Source organism: Mycolicibacterium frederiksbergense (assembly GCF_012223425.1).
GTDB lineage: Bacteria > Actinomycetota > Actinomycetes > Mycobacteriales > Mycobacteriaceae > Mycobacterium > Mycobacterium frederiksbergense.
The window spans coordinates 4,408,176-4,425,721 of sequence record NZ_CP038799.1 but is presented as its reverse complement, the minus strand read 5'-3'; the positions used below and the strand labels follow the sequence as shown (position 1 = coordinate 4,425,721).

The following is a 17,546-nucleotide window of genomic DNA, read 5'->3' as shown; positions in this document are numbered from 1 at the left end:
ATCATATTCTCATGTGCTGGATGTCGCAATGCCCCTGGGTGCGGCTGTGGCCGAATCGCGCACGGCCTGCCGCACCCTGAATTTCTGCACCTTGCCGCTCGCGGTCCGCGGGAAGTCCTCTCCCTCCGGCAGCGCGACCAGTTCCTCGGGCCACTTCTGCCGAGCCACACCGGCCTGTTCGAAGTGGGCACGTACCTGCTCCCCGGTGGGCACCTGCGCCCCGGGCCGGATTCGCAGCACAGCCGCGACATGCTCGCCGAGCCGCGCATCCGGGGCCGCCACCACGACCGCCTCCTGCACCGCGGGCATGCTCAGCAGCACTTCCTCGACCTCAAGGGCACTGATGTTCTCGCCGCCCCTGATGATCAGGTCGGCGGTGCGGTCGGTGATGGTGAGGTAGCCGTCCTCGTCGAGGACGCCGATGTCGCCGGTGCGGTACCAGCCCTCGTCGTCGAAGGATTGGGCGGTCAGCGCGTCATCGGTATAGCCCAGACACAGGTCGGGCCCGCGGCTGAAGATCTCGCCGTCGGGTCCCAGCCGGATCTCGACACCGGGCCGGACGTTGCCGTCGGTGAACAACCGCTTGTCCTCCGGCGCCGTCGGTCCCGAACCGGTGATGGAGGGATGTTCGGTGCTGCCGTACGAACGGAACACGAAGAGCCCCAGGTCGGCGAGGCGCCGGGTGACCGCCGACGGGACCGTCGACCCACCCAGCCCGACGGTGGAGAACCGGGCCAGATGCGCGTCGGTGAAACCCGGATGGTCCATCAGGCTGGTGACGAAGTACGGCGGTCCGCCGCCGATGGACAGCCCGTCGCGCTCGATGATGTCGAGTACCCGGCCCGGGTCCCATACGTCGCACAGGTCGATGGGCGCACCTTCGAGCACCGGGATCAGGAACGCGCCGAGCATGCCGATGAAGTGTCCGACCGGGGTGGCGGTGAGCTGGCGCCCGCGACCCGGCGGGTAGTTGGCCAGCAGCTGGCGCGTCTCACAGTTCAGCGTCTGGTGGCTGTGGATGACGCCCTTGGGTTCCTTGGTGGTGCCTGAGGTGAACGCGATCAGCGCCGGGCCGGCCGGATCTGCATCGACGGTCCCGGTCATCGGCTCGCCGGCCAGCAGCCGGTCGAACGCCAACTCGCCGTCGGCGCCGACCAATCCGACGATCGGCACCTCGGCGCACAGATCCGGATGGAAGGTCATCCGCCCGAACTCCGCGGTGCTGATGAACACCTTCGGCCGGGCGGTCGCGATGATGTGGCCGAGTTCCTTGCGGCCGTAGAAATGCACGATCGGGACGGTGACCGCACCCAGGAAGGCCGAGGCCCAGAACGCGACGGCGGCCTCCATCCAGTTCGGCAGCTGCAGGGCCACCACGTCACCCGCGCCGACACCACGTTCGGCCAGGCCGGCGGCCAGCCGACGGGCGCGGTGCTCGACGTCGGCGAAGGTACCGGTGAAGGGCCGGATCTCGGAGTGCACGAAAAACCCGGCGTCGGGGCTGGCCTGCAAGCCGTCGGCCAGCAGCTGGCCGAGCGTTTCCGGTGTCCACCACCCCTGCTCCACGTACCGTTTACTCAGCTCAGCAGGGATTTCTCGGATCGAAATGACAGCACCTCCGCAACGCCGGGCAGATGCTGGTGATGCTATTCTCACCTGCCGAGAATGCCAATACCGAAATCGGAGAACCTTTGATGGTCGACCTCGAACTGAACGGCGAACTGGCGGTCATCACCATCGACCGCCCGCATGCCCGCAACGCCATCTCGCTGGAGACGATGGACGAGCTGAACAAGGCCCTCGACGGTGCCGCCGGGGCATCTGCGCTGGCGATCACCGGGGCCGGCGACCGGGCGTTCGTCTCCGGGGGCGACCTCAAGGAACTGGCACTGCTACGCACCGAGTTGGAGGCGTCCTCGATGGCGTGGCGGATGCGGGCGATCTGTGACCGCATCGCCGGCTTCCCCGGCCCGGTGATCGCCGCACTGAACGGGCACGCGCTCGGCGGTGGCGCCGAGGTGGCGGTCGCCGCCGATATCCGGATCGCCGCCGATGACATCAAGATCGGCTTCAATCAGATTTCGCTGGCGATCATGCCGGCCTGGGGCGGCGCCGAGCGGCTCGGCCATCTGGTCGGCCGCAGCCAGGCGCTGCTGTTGGCGGGGACCGGGCGGGTGCTGGATGCCCCCGCCGCCGAGCGAGTCGGGCTGATTGATCAGGTGGTACCCCGCGCCGAGTTCGCCACCTCGTGGCGCGAGACGGCGCAACTGCTGGCCCGCCGACCCGCCGGCGAGATCAAACGGGTCATCAAGGGAGCGACCACCACCGAGGCGGTCGCGGCCTTCGCCGGACTCTGGGTGTCCCAGGAACACTGGGATGCCGCCGACAAGGTGATGAAGAAGGCGAAGTAGCCGCGTCCAATGTCCACTTGCCGCACGCGTCAGCGCGATTCGCGTGTGACAAGTGGCCGCTCGGCGTGGCTCATCCGGTGCCGAGTTCGCGAACCGGGTCGCCGCCGTCCCAGCCCTGAGCGGCTCGGCGCACCAATGTCGCCATCCCCGCCGAGGCGTCGGTGAGTTCCATGATCTCGATGATGGCCGCAGGCACCCCTCCGGGTTCGGCGTAGGCGAAGCGCACTCCCCCGTCCTCGCCGCCGGACCACACGACCGGCCAGCCCGCCGCCGCGACGGCCGCCATGGTGGCGTCGAAATCCTCTGTCCAGTAGGCGAGTTGATGAAAGCCCGAACCAGTGAACTCGCCGAATATGCTCGGCGTGTCATCGATCTGCTCGATGAGCTCGACCTGCAGTTCGCCGCTATTGGCCAGCGCGAGTGACAAAGTCACCTCGCACGGCGCACCGCGGTAGGTCACCCGCTGGACCAACCCCCGCATGACGAACCAGGGCCCGACCCCGAGCGTCACCCAGTCGGCCATCGCCTTGTCCAGATCGTCGACCACATAACCGATCTGGCGCACCGGGCCCGGCAGAACACGTTGGCTGTCCACGCCACGACTTCAGCCCGGACCCTTGAGCCAGGGTAGCCGATCGGCTACCCTGAGTCGTGGATAGCCGAACGGCTACCCGGTACGCGATGGGCAGGTGTCGATGAATACCCGGGGTCAACGAATTCTGCTGTGGACCGCACCGCCGGCCATGGCGCTGTTCGCACTCGCGTTTCTGCTGTTTCCGATCTTCTCGCCGCCGCTGTCACCGGCGCTGACCCCCGAGGAGGTCGCGACATTCTTCCGCGACCACCACACCGGCATTCTCGGGGTGGTCATCCTGTGCAATCTCATCGCCGGATCACTGGTGCCACTCTTCGCGGTGATCGCCGTGCAGATTTCTCGCACCGCCACCTCCAGCAGTGTCTTCAGCTACGCCTACATCATCTGCGTCGGGGTCGGCACAACGGCTTTCATCCTGGCCGACTACTGCTGGGGGGTCGCCGCTTTCAGGCCCGACCGGGACCCACAGTTGATCAGCCTGCTCAACGACATGGCGTGGTTCTTCTTCATCGCGCCGGTCGGCACCATCGTCGTGCAGAACCTCTGCTTCGCGGCGAGCATCTATCTCGATGAGAAGCCACAGCCGGTCTTTCCGCGCTGGGTGGCGCATTTCAACATCGCGACCGCCGCACTGCTGATTCCCGGCGCGTTCTCGGTCCTGTTCACCTCGGGCCCTCTCGCCTGGGACGGGTCCGTGTCCTTCACGCTGCGGATCGCGGTGCTGGCGGCATATCTGATGGTGATGTTCCCGGTGCTACTGAAGGTCGTGAATCGCCAAGGAAGCGAACAGGAGCAGGCGGTGCTCGTGTGACGGACAGCGTCGCGACTGCGCCTCCTACCGCCGATTCCCTGCCGCCGCGGCGGCGGAGCCGGAAGCTCGATCAATGGATCGCCTTCTGCACCGTGCCGTTCTTCTTCACCCTGTTCGGCATCGTGTTCGTCCCACTGAGCTGGATGATGCCGCCACGATCTCCGGGCAGCCCCGCCTCGCAGATCGTCGAGTTCATGCAGTCGCACAATCTGCTGATCGCCTGCGCCATCCTGACGCTGTCCTTCGGCCTGGCCCCGCTGTCCAATGCGGTGTACCTGATCCAGATCAAGCGCATGTCGGTGAGCCCGGTATTCCGGTACTCGTTGATGGTCGGCTCCATGTCCGGAGCGATCGTCGGCATGCTGTTCCCGATGTTCTGCTTCGGCCTCGGGTCCTTCCGCGCCGGCTATGACCCCGCGGTGCTGGCCATGCTCTACGACTTCGGCTACCTCGCCTATATCGGGTCGCTGGGGTGTTTCTGCGTGATGTGGATGGCCTTCGGACTGGCCATCATCCTGGACCGCAACCGGGTGTTGCCGAAATGGCTGGGCTACTACACCGTCTGGCAGTACGTCACCGAACTCATGGCCGCTCCGGTCTGGATCTCCACATCGGGACCGTTCGCCTGGAACGGTGTGATGACGTTCTGGTTCGCCATGGTCATCTACGTGCCGTGGCAGATCATCGTCTACGTCTGCATCTACCGGTCCATCAAGAATCAACCCGACCACGAACTCGAGAACGCATGACCGGCGTCGCGCACGGCGGGCGCGTCAGCAGCGCGGAACGCAGTTCCGGCTTGGACAAACACATCCCCGGCGATTCGAGCATGTGGTTCTTCGTCATCGGCGACCTGCTCATCTTCGGCGCGTACTTCGTCGCCTACATGTATTACCGCGGCCAGCAGCCGGCACTGTTCCTCGAAAGCCAGGCACGGCTGAACCTGGACATCGGCGCCGCCAACACACTCGTGCTGCTCACCAGCTCCCTGTTCGTCGCGCTGGGCACATCGGCTGCCCGGGACGGCAAGACGTCGGATGGGCTGCGGCTCTTCGGAATTGCACTCGCCCTGGGAGCAGTGTTCCCTGTCCTGAAACTCTTCGAGTACGTTCCCGAGATCGTCGCGGGCATCACCCCCGGCACGAATCTGTTCTTCATGTACTACTTCGTCATGACGGGACTGCACCTGTGCCATGTCATGCTCGGCCTGGCCATCCTCTCTTTCGTCATCCGCGACCTGAGAGGGCCTGCGGCACCCAAGATCTCGTTCGTCGAGACCGCCGCCACCTACTGGCACATGGTGGATGTGCTGTGGCTCGTCCTGTTCGCTCTGCTCTACGTGATGAGGTGAACATGACGTCGTATCTGCGGAATCCGCTGACCATCACGTGGGCGCTGCTCACCGCAGTCACGCTGGTGTCCTGGCTGACGGCACGCGACACCGGCTCCGCGCACGTCCTCAACGCGACGGTGACGGTGGCGGTTCTGCTCATCGCCGCGGTGAAATCGCAGCTGGTGATCTGGTATTTCATGGAGGTCCGGAACGCGCCGCGGTGGCTGAAAGCGGCCACCGCCGGCTGGGTGATCGCCCTCTTTGCGCTGCTGCTGGGGCTGTACTTCGTCGGGATGTGACGCTATTGACCGGGACCCGGCGGCAACTTCCCGGCCGCCGCCTCGAAACCACTGCCCGCAAGGTCGCCGAAGATCTGCTCCAACGGCAGGGCCTCCCCTTCGAGTTCGCGCAGCCAGCGCTCCACGAACTCCAGTGTCTCGGCGTGCCCGGCCGACATCCCCAATGCCTGTTCCATCACCAGGGCCCACGACAGGCTGGTGCCGATGACGGCCCAGACCACCGGCGGGACGTCACCGGGGTCCACCCCGTAGCGCTCCAGTGCCGCGGACATGGCCACCCGCTGATCCTCCCGGAAGCGCTCGGCGTAGTAGCTGATCTCCGCGCGCAGCTCCTTGCGGTGATTGGCCAGCCCCATGAACTCCATGGTCAGCCGGGTGGACTCCTGATCGGTGCTGAACAGCCAGATGGCCCGCAGCGGCTGTGCCGATTTCAGCGCGGCCTCCAGCACCACCAATCCCTGTTCGGCACGGCGGCGGAACACCGCCAGGAACAGATCGTCCATGGTCCGGAAGTAGTAGTGCACAAGCTGGGGCTTCAGCCCGGCCCGCTCGGCGACCCGCCGCGAGGTGACCGCGGCGTAGCTCTCGTCGATCATCAGCGCCTGCGCGGCGTCGAGTAGGACACCTCGGTTCTTGGCATCCGGCGCCCCGATCCTGCGCGCTGTGGACATGACCCTCCACCCTTTGCTCGACACATCTGCGGTACGTCCGCACGGCCGCCCACGGATCGTATCGACTCGCCGGTTGTGACCTTGACCACGACTCTATCCACATGCTAAGCAGGTGCACAGCACTTTCAACGGCATTGCTTCCGCCGGATTCTCAGTCCGCCGGCAAGACAACGCCGACACCATCCCACCCACAGCCCGGGAGATCGACCTACATGAGCGAATACGCGACGCTGGATTTCCTCACCGACCAGTCGCTGGTTCCCAATCCCTACCCCTACTTCGACTACCTGCGTGAGCAGAATCCGGTGCTGCAGGTGCCGCCGTGGGGTTGCTACGCGGTCACCGGGTACGAAGAAGCGGTCGCGGTCTACAAGAACACCGATGCGTTCTCCAATGCGGTCGCCCTCGGCGGTCCGTTCCCCCCGCTGCCCTTCACCCCAGAGGGTGACGACATCTCCGAGCAGCTCGAGGCACACCGGCACCTGCTGCCGATGTTCGAGCACATGGTCACCATGGATCCGCCCGATCACACCAAGGCACGTTCCCTGCTGAACCGACTACTGACTCCGCGCCGGCTCAAGGAGAACGAGGATTTCATGTGGAAGCTGGCCGATGTCCAGCTCGACGAATTCCTCGACAACGGCCACTGCGAGTTCCTGGCAGAGTACGCAAAGCCGTTCTCGCTGCTGGTGATCGCCGACCTGCTCGGCGTGCCCGAGGAGGACCACAAGCAGTTCCGCACGGTGCTGGGCGCCGACCGCCCGGGTGCCCGGGTGGGTTCGCTGGAGCAGGAGACCGTCGCGGAGAACCCGCTGCAGTTCCTCGACGACAAGTTCATCGCCTACCTCGAGGACCGCCGGGCCACCCCGCGCGAGGACGTCCTGACCTCACTGGCGACCGCGCTCTACCCCGATGGCTCAGTTCCTCCCGTCATCGAGCCGGTGCGCTCGGCGACGTTCCTGTTCGCCGCCGGCCAGGAGACCACCACAAAGCTGCTCAGCGCCGCGATGCGGGTGTTGGCGGAGAATCCCGCGGTGCAGCAGCAACTGCGCGATGACCGCAGTCTGATCCCGACGTTCATCGAGGAGTCGCTGCGCCTGGAGAGCCCCGTCAAGTGTGATTTCCGGTTGGCCCGCAAGACAACCGAGGTCGGAGGCGTGGTGATCAAGGCGGGCGCCCCGGTGATGGTGCTGCCCGGTGCGGTCAACCGCGACCCGAAACGCTTCGAGAATCCGCACGAGCTGCGACTGGACCGCAAGAACGTGCGCGAGCACATGGCGTTCGGCCGCGGCGTGCACTCCTGCCCGGGCGGACCGCTGGCCCGCGTGGAGGGCCGCGTCTCGATAGAGCGCCTGCTGGACCGGATGGGCGATATCACCGTCGATCCCGAGAAGCACGGTCCCGTCGGTGACCAGAACTTCAACTACGAGCCGACATTCGTGCTGCGCGGACTCACCGAACTCAACATCAACTACACCCCGCTGCGTTAGGCCCCCTCAGCACTTCGGCGCGTTTCCGTACGTTTCTGCGTACGGGAACGCGCCGAAGTCACACCTGCAGGGTGCCGCTAGCCGGCGGGCTTCATGTAGAACGGCATCTCGATGGTGGGCCACTGGTTGCGGCCACAGGACCCGCTGGGCCCGACGGTCTTGTCGAACCCGGTGTACTCCTTGGCATCCGCGTCGACGTGGCCGTTGGCGCCGACAGGGTAGAACTTGTAGGTCTGCAGACCCTCGACAGGCACTCCGTCGGCGCAGAACCGCCAGTTCGCCACCTTGCGCTTGACGTACCAGAGTCCGTTGGTGGTGTAGATCGGGGCGCTCCAACCGGCGTCGCTGTTCACCGTGCCGGTGCAGTCCGACGGCGAGACACACTGCGTCGAGATGGTCCAGGTGCTGCGCGTGGATGGCTGATCCTCGTAGCGCTGGTTCAACTGAGCCCAGTCACCGTTGGACGATGTGAGGAACGTGCCGTTGATCCCCCACTGCGGTTCGGGACCCAGCGGGTCGGCGTTGGCGGGCGATGCTCCCCCGAGCGCGATGAACGTGGCGGCGGCAATGACCGCGCTCACCTTACTGGCCGACATGATTCCGCTCCTCTGAACCGATAGTGGCATTCTCTGTTTTGGAGAATATCAGCGACAGGTTCGCTGACCGGGGGTAACGACGAGATCGGAGTGAAGCGATCGGGAGCGGCCCATCCCGCCGAGATCCCTTGTTGGAGCAATCTTCTCCAGATACAAGAATTTCGTTTCCAAATGTGCGAGAGTAGGGACCGTGCGCGTGACAGTACTGGCGACCAGTGCGTTGATTGTTGCCGGAGCGATAGTCGCTCCGCAGGTGAATGCCCCGCGGGCAGCGGCAGAGCCGCAAACCTGCAACGACGCCTTCTGCGTTCCCGGGATCAACCCGCACGCCATCCTCGGCAACTACTGCACCAACACCACGTACTACGTCTTCGGTGTGGACGCCCGAAACGGTTGGGGCCGACTGGTGTTCTGCGGATCGCCGCGCCGCTACGAGCCGCGCTGGTTCCGCTCCCCACCGATGATGGGCATCCGTGACGAGAACAGCCTCTGCATCAACGAGAACAACGCCGTGGCGCAGGCACCGGACGGGCTGTTCCTCAGTTGCGTGACGATGAACGGCGACACGCGCTGGCGGCGCGGGGATTCCTGACACCCGCTACCAGCTCCGCAGTGAACACAGCGCGCCCTTGGGGCCGCGGCCCGTCTTGAGCACCACACCGTCGACCGCCAGGGTGCAGTAGATCGTCGGGGGCGTCACATTCGGGGACTCCCCGCTCTGCGCAGTGACCATCGCCCACATATCCGGATCGGCCAGCATCGCATCGAAGACCCATGGGCGTTCGGGTGCGACCTCGACCTGCACGCGGGGGCTGAACACGTACGGATTGTGGCTGTAGTCCGACCAGGTCGGCGGATCGGCCTCTCGGTAGTAGATGTCCACGAAGAACGGGGAATCGGCGGTCACGATGTACTGCACGTGACGCAACGGTGGTGGCGGTGCCGGCGGTTCGGCCGCCGCCGGCGCAGCGGTGACCACGGCACCGCACAACATCGTCAGCGCACCCCAGAGCGGCAATACACGACGCATCGTCACATCCTCGTCAGGTTGAACGGATAGGTGAGCGAACCACCGGGCGCACCATCGCAGCCGACGGCAAAGCTGGAGACCATCTCGCCGGCCAAAGTCGTTGCGTCCCATGAGTACACATCGTGAGTGGGGATCGTCGGGCCGTAGTAGATGTTCCCGCAACGCAGACCGAACGGATCGTCGATGGTCATCGTGTATCGACCGTCGACCATGGTGGCGTTGGCATTCGTATACTGCGCCTTGGCCACCGGTTGTGGGATGGTGAGCACGTTGATGCAGCCGGGGATGAGGACGCGCTCCTCGTCCTCGCACGGTGTCAGGGCCGACCAGATCCAGGTGTGGAAGTCCCGCCGATCCGGAATGTTGACGTTGTAGTTGCCCAGGTACATCGTGGCCGCGGCGGGCGGCGCGACACCGACGGCGACCGCCATCCCCACCGCGCCGAGCACCGCGCCGGCCTTCATCGATATCATCGAACGCCTCCAGCCCCTCATGTCGGCATCAGGTCCTGCCAGGACGTTGCGGTGTTCACCAGATCGGTCTGCCTGTACAGGTGGCCGTCGGCCCCCATGTACTCCCCGGTGCGCGGGTTGTACTTGGCCACCGCCATCGACGGCCCCTGTGCGCCTGCACCTTCGAAGGCACTGGGCGCGACGGCCGGCGCCGGGACATCAGGTGGCGGAAGCGGTACGCCCCCCTCGGGCACGCCGACGACGGTGTCCGGGAACACCGGCACCTCGGTGGCCTGGGGCAGATCCCCGGGTGGCAGCGGCACGATCTCATAATCGGGTTGGGGCGGCGGCGGCTGACCGACCACCGGCGGCTCGGTGTACAGCGGCCGGCCCGGCAGCATGGGCCCGGGCTGCATGCCCGGGAAGCTGGCAGGCGGCTGCGGCGGCGAGAGCGGGTTCGGCGGCGGAACCACCGCGCCCGGGGGCAGCGGGGTGCCCTGCAGCGGACCGTAGATGTTCTCGTCAGGGAGCACACGACTGTCCGGGGGCACACCCTGCGAGATCAGGTTGGGGTCGATCGGGTAGGGCCCCAGCGCATGCTGGCGCTGGGCCAGTGGCACGAAACCGCGTGGATCGTTGCACAATTCGACCGTCGGCGCCCGCTTGCCGGGATGCCCCTGGCAGGGATAGTTCCGCGCGCCGCGCACGGCGATAGGCGAGTCCTGGGGCAGCTTGCAGTAGATGTTGTCCGGGGTGTCGATGGTCGTGGTGTCGGCCGGCGACCGCCAGGCCGAGGGCGGCAGGAATCCTACGGTGCACGACGGCGGGTCCCCGAGCCCGAGCGAGAACTCACCGTTGGGCAGGCCGGTGGGGTTGTTGGTCGGCGCGTACGTCTGGATCTGGGAGACATACGGCGGCAACAACACCAGCAGTTGCTCCAGCGACGAGTTGTAGGTGACACCGATCTGCCCGATGGTGGTCAGGTTGGCCAGCAGCACCGGCAGCGTCGGCTTGAGATCGTTGAGCAGCATCGAGGTCTCACTGGCGAATCCAGGTCCGTTCTGCAGGATCGAACGGACGTGGATATCGTTGTCGGCCAGCTGATCCGTGATTCCCGCCAGGCTGGCCGCCCAGGTCCTGGTCTGCTCGGTGGTCTGCGCCTGGGCCTTTAGGAACGGCCCGGAATCGTCGATCAGAGCGCGGAACTGATCGGAGATCTCGTTGGCGTCCCTCGTGATCGTCTCTGCCGAGTCCAGCATCGAGCCGAACGCGTAGCCGGTGCCATTGAACGCCTCGTAGGTCGAGTCGAGCAGTTGGCTCAGCTTGTCCTGCGGAATGGTGTCCATCAACGCGCTGACCTGATCGAGCATCGGGCCGACCTTCTGGGGCACGCTGGTGTTCTCCATCGCGATCACCGAACCGTTCTGCAGGAACGGGCCGGAATCGGTGCGGGGCAACAGCTCGACGAACTGCTCACCGACGGCCGACATGCTGCGCACTTCTGCCTTCAGGTCGGCAGGGATCTCCGGCGAGGTCTCCAGCGACAGCGTGGCTTCCACTCCCCTGTCGGTCAGTTCCACCGAGGTAACCTTGCCGATTTCCGAACCGCGGTAGGTCACATTGCTGAACCGGTAGAGGCCGCCGGTGGCCGGCAGCTCCACCTTGACGGTGATCCGTCCCAGACCCAACAGGGTGGGTACCTGCATGTAGTTGAAGACCATCACCGAGACACCGATCACCGAGGCGACGGTGAACAGAATCAGCTGGATGCGAACGAACCGGGTCAGCATCAGTTGCCTCCAGCAGGCGGCGCGACGGGCGGATTACCCTGCGGGCCATAGGGGCCGGCAAAGATGGGCGCGGCGCCACCGGTCATCGGCGTGGCGACCTGCAGCGGCCCACCCACCGTGCTCACCGGCGGGGTGAACGGCAGCACCGGGCCCGATGGCAGCGGAGGCGGCGGCGCGGCCGGCGGCTGCTCGCCCGGGTTGATGATCTCCGGCGGCGGCGGCTCGATGCCGGTCTTGAGCGGATCGTAGGTGTAGTTGAGGTAGGGCGGATCACCCGGGGCGGGGACCAGTTGCAGGCCGGACTCGCCCCAACGGGTGCCTAAGAACAGGCTGCGCTTGAGACGTGGCACCGTGAAATCCACCGTGGCGAACAGGTTGTAGTAGTCGCCGCGGATCGCTCGATCGATGAAGCTCTGGGTGAACGGGAAATGCACCGCGTACTCCAGGACATCGGGCAGCTGCTTGCCCACATCGGCCAGCGCCTTGATAGCGGGTTCCAGGTTCTTCAGGTTTCGCACCAGATCGGCCTGCGATTCATTGGCCAGCCGGCTCGCCGTCGTACCGAAGGTGCCGAGCTTCTGCAGGGCCGTCACCAGTGTCGGACGTTCCTTGATCAGGACATCCATCGCGGGCGGAATCTTGTCCAGGGCCCGGGTGATGACATCGCGCTGACCGGCGAACGTCGAGGACAACCGGTTCAGCGATTCGATCGACGCCACGATGTTGCCGCGCTGTGCATCCAGCACACCGACGAAGGTGTCCAGACGGGTGATCAGATCCCGGATCTCGGTCTCCCGCCCGCTGACCGCGGTGCTGAAGTTGTGGATCACGTCACCGATCTGACCCAGCCCACCACCGTTGACGACGGCCGCCAACGACGCCAGCGTCTGCTCGGTGGAGGGGTACGTCGACGAGTCACTCAGTGCGACGGTCGCTCCCGCGGGCAACTTTCCCTCGGGCGCTTCGCCGATCGGCGGGTTCAGGGCCACATGCATGGACCCGAGCAGGCTGGTCTGCCCCACGCTGGCGACCGCGTTCGCGGGCACCGTGACATCGGGCTTCACCGAGACCTCGACGACCGCGTGCCAGTCCTTCACGGTGAGGCTGCGCACGCTGCCCACCACGACATCGTCGATCATCACCGGCGAATTCGGCTCCAGGGTGGCCACATTGGCGATCTCCACCTGGTAGACGAGCGCATCGGCACCCCTACCGACCGCGCCCGGCAAGGGTAGCGAGTTCACGCCCTGAAACGCACAGCCCGAGCTGGTGATCGCCACACAAGCGCCGACCGCCACAATTGATCGTCTGCCTATCATGCCGGTGGCATTCCTTCCGCTGGCAACAACGGCGCATCCGGCGCCGGTGGCGGCGGTGCATCGGGTGCGGGGCCGGGTAGCGCCCCCGCCGGATTGAGCATGTCGCGCAACGAGGACGGCACATTGGGCGGCAGCACCGAGACCGGCGGAGCGCCCGGCAGCATCTGCTGTGCACCCGGCGGCGGGGTCCCCGGCGGCCGGCCGGTGAACGGCGCCGGCGGTGGCGGGCCGGGGTTGTACGCCGACAGGGTCGGCGGCAGATCCGGCGCTTCCGGCGAACCGCCCGCTCCACCGGGCATCAACCCGGGTTCGGAGTACACGATGTCCTCCGGCTCGGCCGAGGGCATCAGGTAGGGCGCGATCGGGAACGGGAGATGATTGAAGTTCAGCAACCGCAGTGCCGGCCCCATGTACTGCGAGCACAGTTTCGCGGTCTCCGGTCCGGTCACATTCTCGATGGCGCCAATGGCGGCACAGATGAACGACACCGGGTCGGAGAAGTTGTTCAGCACGAACTGGCCGACGGCACTGCCGGTGGACGGGTTGTAGATGTTGTAACCGTTCATGAACGCGTTCGGCGCGATGTGCAGGACGTTCTCCAGGTTGATCTTGTTGTCGACCAGGTTCTGGGTGACATTGGACAGGCGCTGGACCTGTTCTGAAGTCTGATTGCGGCTGCCCGCCACGAAACGTTGCACCTCGGTGATGGCCACCGAGAGTTCCTTGACCATCGCATCGATATCGTCCCCGCTGCCGTTGACGACGCTCGTGAGCGTGGCCAGCCGATCCTGGAACTGCACCACCTGCTGGTCGCTGTTCTTCAAGGCGGTGACGAACTTCTGCAGGTTCACGATGATGTCCACGATGTCGCCACTACCCTCGGCGAGCACCCGGGCCACCCCGGACAATTCGTTGATGGTGTCGCGCAGCTTCGGCCCGTTGCCCTCCAAGGCATTTGCCGCACTGTCGATGAACCGCGACACCGAGGTGCCATCGACGCCGCTCTGCGGACCGAGGTCGGTCGCCAGCCGGGTCAGCTGCGTTTTCACCTCGTCCCATTCGACGGGAACCGCGGTGCGCTCCAACGGGATCACTGCATCGTCGGGCAGGGTCGGACCACTCGACCGATAGGCCGGGGCCAGCTGTACATAACGGGCCGCCACCAGGTTGGGGGCCACGAGCACCGCTTTCGCATCGGCGGGCACCTCGACGCCGCGGTCGACCTTCAAGGTCAGCCGCGTCTGGGTGCCCTCGGGCTCGATCGCCTCGATGGTGCCGACGACGACCCCGGACACCCGCACCTCGTCGCCCGGGTAGACGCCGGTGGCGCTGGTGAACAGCGCGGTGATGGTGCGTGGCCCGAAGTACATCTCGCGGGCCAGATACGCGGCGCCCGCCACCAAGACTGCCACCACGGCGACCGCAATCACGGCCGAACGTTTGCGGTTCATCAGCGCGAACCTCCCGGAATCCCGTTGTAGGGCAACGGCAGCTCGGCCCGCGGACCGACATTGTCCGGCGGCTGCCCGGCGTTGACGCCGCGACGGAAGCCGAATGCGTAGTCGATGAAGGGCTGCAGGATCTGAGCCGGTTGCAGGTTGGGCACGTAGGCGTTGTAGAACGGACCGTTCGCCAGCGTCTCGGCCTGCGACAGCATGAATTTCTTGACGTTCGGCAGTGCATTGGAGATGTTGTCGCGGTTCTTCTCCAGCACCTCGGTGACCACGTTCAGCCGCTCCAGGGTGGGCGCCAGCTGTGCCTCATTGTCGGCGACCAGCCCGGTCAGCTGCTGTGACACCGCCGTCGTACTGGCCAGCAGGTCGACGATGGCGCCGCGGCGGTCATCGAGGACGCCGAGCAGGTCATTGGCGTTGAGAATCAGGGTGTTCAGCTGCGTGCTGCGCTCACCGAGCACCACCGAGACCTCGCTCGCACTCTTGAGCAGGGTGGCCAGATCCTCGTTGCGACCGTTGATCGACTTCGACAGCCGGCTCAGCCCGTCGAAGGTGGGGCCCAACTGCGGGGCGAGCTGGTCGATGGTCGCCGACAACGTGTCCAGCGACTGATTGAGCTGGCCCGTGTCGGTGCCGGCCGTGTTGGTGGTCAGATCGCTGACCGCATCGGTGAGTGAATACGGCGAGGAGGTCCGCGATGTCGGGATGACGTCGTTCTGGCTGAGCGTTCCACTACCCGCCGACTCCAGGGTCAGCACCCGCTCGCCCAGCAGTGACCCGGTCCGGATGTGCGCGGTGGTCTGAGAACCCACCGGGTACTTGCCCGCGGTCGTGAACTTCACCAGGGCATCACCGTTCTCCAGCGAGACATCGGTGACCGACCCGATTTTGATACCCGACATCGTCACGTCGTTTCCGATAGCGATGCCACCGGCCTCGGTGAACAGCGCCTGATAGCGCACCGAGGTGGCCCACTGGATCAGCTTTTCCGGCTGCAGCCCGACCGAGATGACGAGCACGATCAAGACCACGCCCATGATGCCGGCCTTGATGAGATTGGCTCCGCGATACTTCAGCATCAGGGCTCCCCGCACCTTCCGGATTCTTGTTTGAGCATGGGGAAGACCGCCGTGCGGCCTTGTAGATCGGTGACGCGAAACGAGAGACCGCAGATGTAGTACATGATCCAGCTGCCGTAGGAGCCCAACCGCGCGAGCTTCTTGTAGTTCTCCGGCGCCTTCTGCAGACCGGCATCGAAACCGGCCCGGCCGTCATAGAGCAACGGGGCCATCCGATTGAGTTGGTCCACTGTGCCTTTCAGCGGGGCACGGGCCTCGGTCAGCAGGCTGGCGATCGACGAGGTGCCATTGTCCAGCGCGGTGATCGCCTCACCGATCGGGTCTCGGTCTTCGGACAGTCCGGCGATCAGCTGTTCCAGCCGATCGATGGTCGCCGAGAACTTGTCGCCGTCCTTGGCCAGGGTGTCGACCACGCTGTTCAGGTTGGTGATCAGTTCCTGGATGACCTCGTTGTTGTCGGCCAGCGTGTTCGAGAATGACGATGTCCTGGTCATCAGCGAGCTCAGGGAGTCACCCTGGCCCTGCAGGATCTGGATCAACGAAGTGGTCAGCGCGTTGACATCCTGGGGGTTCAGGCCCTGGATCACCGGCCGCAGACCGCCCAGCAGCAGGTCCAGGTCCAGGGCAGCGGCGGTGCGGTCCTTGGGAATCTGTGACCCCGCCGGCAGTGGCTGGGTGGATCCGGGCCCGTCGATCAGCTCCAGATAGCGATCACCCACCAGGTTCAGATAGCGCACCGCCGCCTTGGTACCGGTGGTCAGCCCGATGGTCCGGTCGGAGTCGAAATTCACCAGCACGGAACGGTCGGGTTGCAAATCCACGCCCGTGACGGTGCCCACCCGCACGCCGGCAACGCGTACCGAATCACCGGCTTCCAGCCGGGATGCGTCGGTGAACACCGCCGAGTAACCGTTGGTGGAACCGCTGCGGTACTGACCGAAAGCCATGAACAGGAACGCGGTCAGAAGCACCATCACGGCGGCGAACACCGCGAACTTGATGAGAGTGCCAGTCGCGCGCGTCATCCCGGCTGTCCTACCTGTGTGGTGTTGCGCGGCGGACCGTCCAGCGGGCCGAACAACATCTGCTTGAGTCCGTCGGAGTTGAGCAAGATGCCCTGGTTGCCGTACTGCCAGGGATTGGCATCGGTGTCGGTGACGAGGTACTTCGCCCGGTTTCCGAATCCGATGTAGGGCAGCCCCATGCAGTTGGGCCCGCCCTTGGCGGCGACCTTGGGCAGGTTCTGCGGGTAGCGATAGCGCTCGATTCCCAGCGTGAAGGCCACGTTGACCAGCACGCCCGGATCCGGCAGCGGCGGTTGGTTCTTCACGAACAACATGCCCTCGAGCGCGCAGTTGAGGCCGGGTGCGTACTCGTTGAGCAGGTCGGTGGTGGGCGCCAGCAGTCGCAGCGTTTCGCTCAGCGCGGGCTGGTTCCCACCCAGCACCTCGTTGCCGATATCGGCCAACCCGATCATGCTGACCAGGAACGCGTCGAGGTTCTCTTCCTCGTCGACAATGCTCTGGCTGATCTGTGTCGTATTGTCCAGCGTGCGAAGCAGATCCGGCGCCGCGTCGGCGTAGCCGCCGGCGACAACGGCGGTGTCTTCGATGTCCCGGGCCATATTCGGCAGGCTGGGCTCCAGCTTGGCCAGTAGCGCCTCGAAATCGGTGAGGGTCTGCCCCATCTTCTCTCCGCGTCCGCCGAAGGCCGCCGACATCGCGCCGAGCGTCTCGTTCAGTTTGGCCGGGTCGATCTTGTCCAGCACCCGGGTGAGCTGCTGGAAGACCGTGTTGATCTCGACGGTGACGTGTTGGCCCTGCAGCACCTGGCCGGCGTACATCCTTGCCGCGGAGGGGTCCTCGGGCGGCAGCAACTCCACGTACTTCGCACCGAACACGGTCGAGGAGGCGATGTCGGCGGTGACGTTGGAGGGGATCAGCTTCAGCTGCGCGGGGTTGATCTCCAGCTTCAGTTCGGCGCGCCCGTCGGGCAGCGCCTCGATCGTGGCAACCTTGCCCACCTCGACACCGTGCATCTTGACCTTGGCATCGGGGTTCATCACCAGTCCGGCGCGATCCGAGATCAGGGTGACGGTCTCGCTTTTGGTGAAGTCGCCCCGGAACAAGGCGATCGACAGCCCGATGATCAGCCCGATCACCACCACAGTGACCAGCCCGGCCACGGCACTCTTACTGGTTTGCTTCATCGACCGT

At 65.5% G+C, this 17,546-nt stretch carries 19 protein-coding genes; 7 read left to right on the top strand and 12 right to left on the bottom strand.

What is annotated here, in order from left to right; genetic code table 11:
• Positions 1-9: 9 nt before the first annotated feature.
• Positions 10-1,602 carry an AMP-binding protein gene (locus EXE63_RS24555; RefSeq protein ID WP_168145753.1) on the bottom strand — a complete coding sequence of 531 codons (1,593 nt, stop codon included), beginning with the start codon at positions 1,600-1,602 and terminating at the stop codon, positions 10-12.
• Between the two features lie 92 nt (positions 1,603-1,694).
• Here EXE63_RS24555 and EXE63_RS24550 point away from each other — a divergent pair, with 92 nt between their 5' ends.
• Positions 1,695-2,411, top strand: a complete 717-nt coding sequence (locus EXE63_RS24550; RefSeq protein ID WP_168144085.1) for an enoyl-CoA hydratase/isomerase family protein — start codon at positions 1,695-1,697, stop codon at positions 2,409-2,411.
• A 70-nt stretch (positions 2,412-2,481) separates the two neighbouring features.
• Here EXE63_RS24550 and EXE63_RS24545 read toward each other — a convergent pair whose 3' ends face one another.
• Positions 2,482-2,934, bottom strand: coding sequence for a VOC family protein (locus EXE63_RS24545; RefSeq protein ID WP_168145752.1), 453 nt, complete (start codon positions 2,932-2,934; stop codon positions 2,482-2,484).
• A gap of 172 nt (positions 2,935-3,106) precedes the next feature.
• Between EXE63_RS24545 and EXE63_RS24540 the strand changes: the two genes are divergently transcribed.
• Genes EXE63_RS24540 through EXE63_RS24525 form a run of 4 tightly spaced genes read left to right on the top strand, consistent with a single transcriptional unit; the run spans position 3,107 to position 5,449 of the window.
• Positions 3,107-3,817 (top strand): hypothetical protein, encoded by a 711-nt coding sequence (locus EXE63_RS24540; RefSeq protein ID WP_168144084.1) that lies wholly within the window; start codon positions 3,107-3,109, stop codon positions 3,815-3,817.
• Positions 3,814-4,566: a hypothetical protein gene (locus tag EXE63_RS24535; protein ID WP_209999959.1), complete on the top strand. Its 753-nt coding sequence runs from the start codon at positions 3,814-3,816 to the stop codon at positions 4,564-4,566. Before EXE63_RS24540 ends, EXE63_RS24535 begins: the two co-directional genes overlap by 4 nt.
• Positions 4,563-5,168 carry a cytochrome c oxidase subunit 3 family protein gene (locus EXE63_RS24530; RefSeq protein ID WP_168144083.1) on the top strand — a complete coding sequence of 202 codons (606 nt, stop codon included), beginning with the start codon at positions 4,563-4,565 and terminating at the stop codon, positions 5,166-5,168. Before EXE63_RS24535 ends, EXE63_RS24530 begins: the two co-directional genes overlap by 4 nt.
• A gap of 2 nt (positions 5,169-5,170) precedes the next feature.
• Positions 5,171-5,449 (top strand): cytochrome C oxidase subunit IV family protein, encoded by a 279-nt coding sequence (locus tag EXE63_RS24525; RefSeq protein WP_168144082.1) that lies wholly within the window; start codon positions 5,171-5,173, stop codon positions 5,447-5,449.
• A gap of 2 nt (positions 5,450-5,451) precedes the next feature.
• Here EXE63_RS24525 and EXE63_RS24520 read toward each other — a convergent pair whose 3' ends face one another.
• Positions 5,452-6,120 (bottom strand): TetR/AcrR family transcriptional regulator, encoded by a 669-nt coding sequence (locus EXE63_RS24520; RefSeq protein ID WP_168144081.1) that lies wholly within the window; start codon positions 6,118-6,120, stop codon positions 5,452-5,454.
• 212 nt (positions 6,121-6,332) lie between these two features.
• Between EXE63_RS24520 and EXE63_RS24515 the strand changes: the two genes are divergently transcribed.
• Complete coding sequence (locus tag EXE63_RS24515; RefSeq protein WP_168144080.1) at positions 6,333-7,610, top strand: cytochrome P450; 1,278 nt, start codon at positions 6,333-6,335, stop codon at positions 7,608-7,610.
• Between the two features lie 77 nt (positions 7,611-7,687).
• Here EXE63_RS24515 and EXE63_RS24510 read toward each other — a convergent pair whose 3' ends face one another.
• Positions 7,688-8,206, bottom strand: coding sequence for an Rv2253/PknI dimerization domain-containing protein (locus EXE63_RS24510; RefSeq protein WP_168144079.1), 519 nt, complete (start codon positions 8,204-8,206; stop codon positions 7,688-7,690).
• Positions 8,207-8,396: 190 nt separating this feature from the next.
• On the opposite strand from EXE63_RS24510, the gene EXE63_RS24505 reads away from it, so the two are divergent.
• Positions 8,397-8,798 (top strand): hypothetical protein, encoded by a 402-nt coding sequence (locus EXE63_RS24505; RefSeq protein WP_209999948.1) that lies wholly within the window; start codon positions 8,397-8,399, stop codon positions 8,796-8,798.
• 6 nt (positions 8,799-8,804) lie between these two features.
• On the opposite strand, the gene EXE63_RS24500 is transcribed toward EXE63_RS24505, so the two are convergent.
• The 8 genes from EXE63_RS24500 to EXE63_RS24465 are packed head-to-tail and all read right to left on the bottom strand — an operon-like array spanning position 8,805 to position 17,539.
• Complete coding sequence (locus EXE63_RS24500; protein ID WP_168144077.1) at positions 8,805-9,236, bottom strand: Rv2576c family protein; 432 nt, start codon at positions 9,234-9,236, stop codon at positions 8,805-8,807.
• A 2-nt stretch (positions 9,237-9,238) separates the two neighbouring features.
• A complete protein-coding gene (locus EXE63_RS24495) occupies positions 9,239-9,700 on the bottom strand; it encodes a hypothetical protein (RefSeq protein WP_168145750.1) in 462 nt (153 codons plus the stop codon).
• Positions 9,701-9,726: 26 nt separating this feature from the next.
• Positions 9,727-11,478 (bottom strand): MCE family protein, encoded by a 1,752-nt coding sequence (locus EXE63_RS24490; protein ID WP_168144076.1) that lies wholly within the window; start codon positions 11,476-11,478, stop codon positions 9,727-9,729.
• Positions 11,478-12,797 carry an MCE family protein gene (locus EXE63_RS24485; protein WP_168144075.1) on the bottom strand — a complete coding sequence of 440 codons (1,320 nt, stop codon included), beginning with the start codon at positions 12,795-12,797 and terminating at the stop codon, positions 11,478-11,480. Before EXE63_RS24485 ends, EXE63_RS24490 begins: the two co-directional genes overlap by 1 nt.
• A complete protein-coding gene (locus EXE63_RS24480; protein WP_168144074.1) occupies positions 12,794-14,248 on the bottom strand; it encodes an MCE family protein in 1,455 nt (484 codons plus the stop codon). The genes EXE63_RS24485 and EXE63_RS24480 overlap by 4 nt, the downstream gene beginning before the upstream one ends.
• Positions 14,248-15,330: an MCE family protein gene (locus EXE63_RS24475; protein ID WP_168144073.1), complete on the bottom strand. Its 1,083-nt coding sequence runs from the start codon at positions 15,328-15,330 to the stop codon at positions 14,248-14,250. Before EXE63_RS24475 ends, EXE63_RS24480 begins: the two co-directional genes overlap by 1 nt.
• Positions 15,330-16,355, bottom strand: a complete 1,026-nt coding sequence (locus EXE63_RS24470; RefSeq protein ID WP_168144072.1) for an MCE family protein — start codon at positions 16,353-16,355, stop codon at positions 15,330-15,332. Before EXE63_RS24470 ends, EXE63_RS24475 begins: the two co-directional genes overlap by 1 nt.
• The gene (locus EXE63_RS24465; protein WP_168144071.1) at positions 16,352-17,539 is read right to left on the bottom strand and encodes an MCE family protein; all 1,188 of its coding nucleotides are present in this window, start codon (positions 17,537-17,539) and stop codon (positions 16,352-16,354) included. The genes EXE63_RS24470 and EXE63_RS24465 overlap by 4 nt, the downstream gene beginning before the upstream one ends.
• Positions 17,540-17,546: the final 7 nt, after the last annotated feature.

What these genes read in the sequence shown, in the direction of transcription:
- EXE63_RS24550 (WP_168144085.1), top strand. Translation starts at nt 1,695, where the DNA reads ATGGTCGACCTCGAACTGAACGGCGAACTGGCGGTCATCACCATCGAC.
- EXE63_RS24545 (WP_168145752.1), bottom strand. Translation starts at nt 2,934, where the DNA reads ATGGCCGACTGGGTGACGCTCGGGGTCGGGCCCTGGTTCGTCATGCGG.
- EXE63_RS24540 (WP_168144084.1), top strand. Translation starts at nt 3,107, where the DNA reads ATGAATACCCGGGGTCAACGAATTCTGCTGTGGACCGCACCGCCGGCC.
- EXE63_RS24530 (WP_168144083.1), top strand. Translation starts at nt 4,563, where the DNA reads ATGACCGGCGTCGCGCACGGCGGGCGCGTCAGCAGCGCGGAACGCAGT.
- EXE63_RS24525 (WP_168144082.1), top strand. Translation starts at nt 5,171, where the DNA reads ATGACGTCGTATCTGCGGAATCCGCTGACCATCACGTGGGCGCTGCTC.
- EXE63_RS24520 (WP_168144081.1), bottom strand. Translation starts at nt 6,120, where the DNA reads ATGTCCACAGCGCGCAGGATCGGGGCGCCGGATGCCAAGAACCGAGGT.
- EXE63_RS24515 (WP_168144080.1), top strand. Translation starts at nt 6,333, where the DNA reads ATGAGCGAATACGCGACGCTGGATTTCCTCACCGACCAGTCGCTGGTT.
- EXE63_RS24510 (WP_168144079.1), bottom strand. Translation starts at nt 8,206, where the DNA reads ATGTCGGCCAGTAAGGTGAGCGCGGTCATTGCCGCCGCCACGTTCATC.
- EXE63_RS24500 (WP_168144077.1), bottom strand. Translation starts at nt 9,236, where the DNA reads ATGCGTCGTGTATTGCCGCTCTGGGGTGCGCTGACGATGTTGTGCGGT.
- EXE63_RS24495 (WP_168145750.1), bottom strand. Translation starts at nt 9,700, where the DNA reads ATGAAGGCCGGCGCGGTGCTCGGCGCGGTGGGGATGGCGGTCGCCGTC.
- EXE63_RS24490 (WP_168144076.1), bottom strand. Translation starts at nt 11,478, where the DNA reads ATGCTGACCCGGTTCGTTCGCATCCAGCTGATTCTGTTCACCGTCGCC.
- EXE63_RS24485 (WP_168144075.1), bottom strand. Translation starts at nt 12,797, where the DNA reads ATGATAGGCAGACGATCAATTGTGGCGGTCGGCGCTTGTGTGGCGATC.
- EXE63_RS24480 (WP_168144074.1), bottom strand. Translation starts at nt 14,248, where the DNA reads ATGAACCGCAAACGTTCGGCCGTGATTGCGGTCGCCGTGGTGGCAGTC.
- EXE63_RS24475 (WP_168144073.1), bottom strand. Translation starts at nt 15,330, where the DNA reads ATGCTGAAGTATCGCGGAGCCAATCTCATCAAGGCCGGCATCATGGGC.
- EXE63_RS24470 (WP_168144072.1), bottom strand. Translation starts at nt 16,355, where the DNA reads ATGACGCGCGCGACTGGCACTCTCATCAAGTTCGCGGTGTTCGCCGCC.
- EXE63_RS24465 (WP_168144071.1), bottom strand. Translation starts at nt 17,539, where the DNA reads ATGAAGCAAACCAGTAAGAGTGCCGTGGCCGGGCTGGTCACTGTGGTG.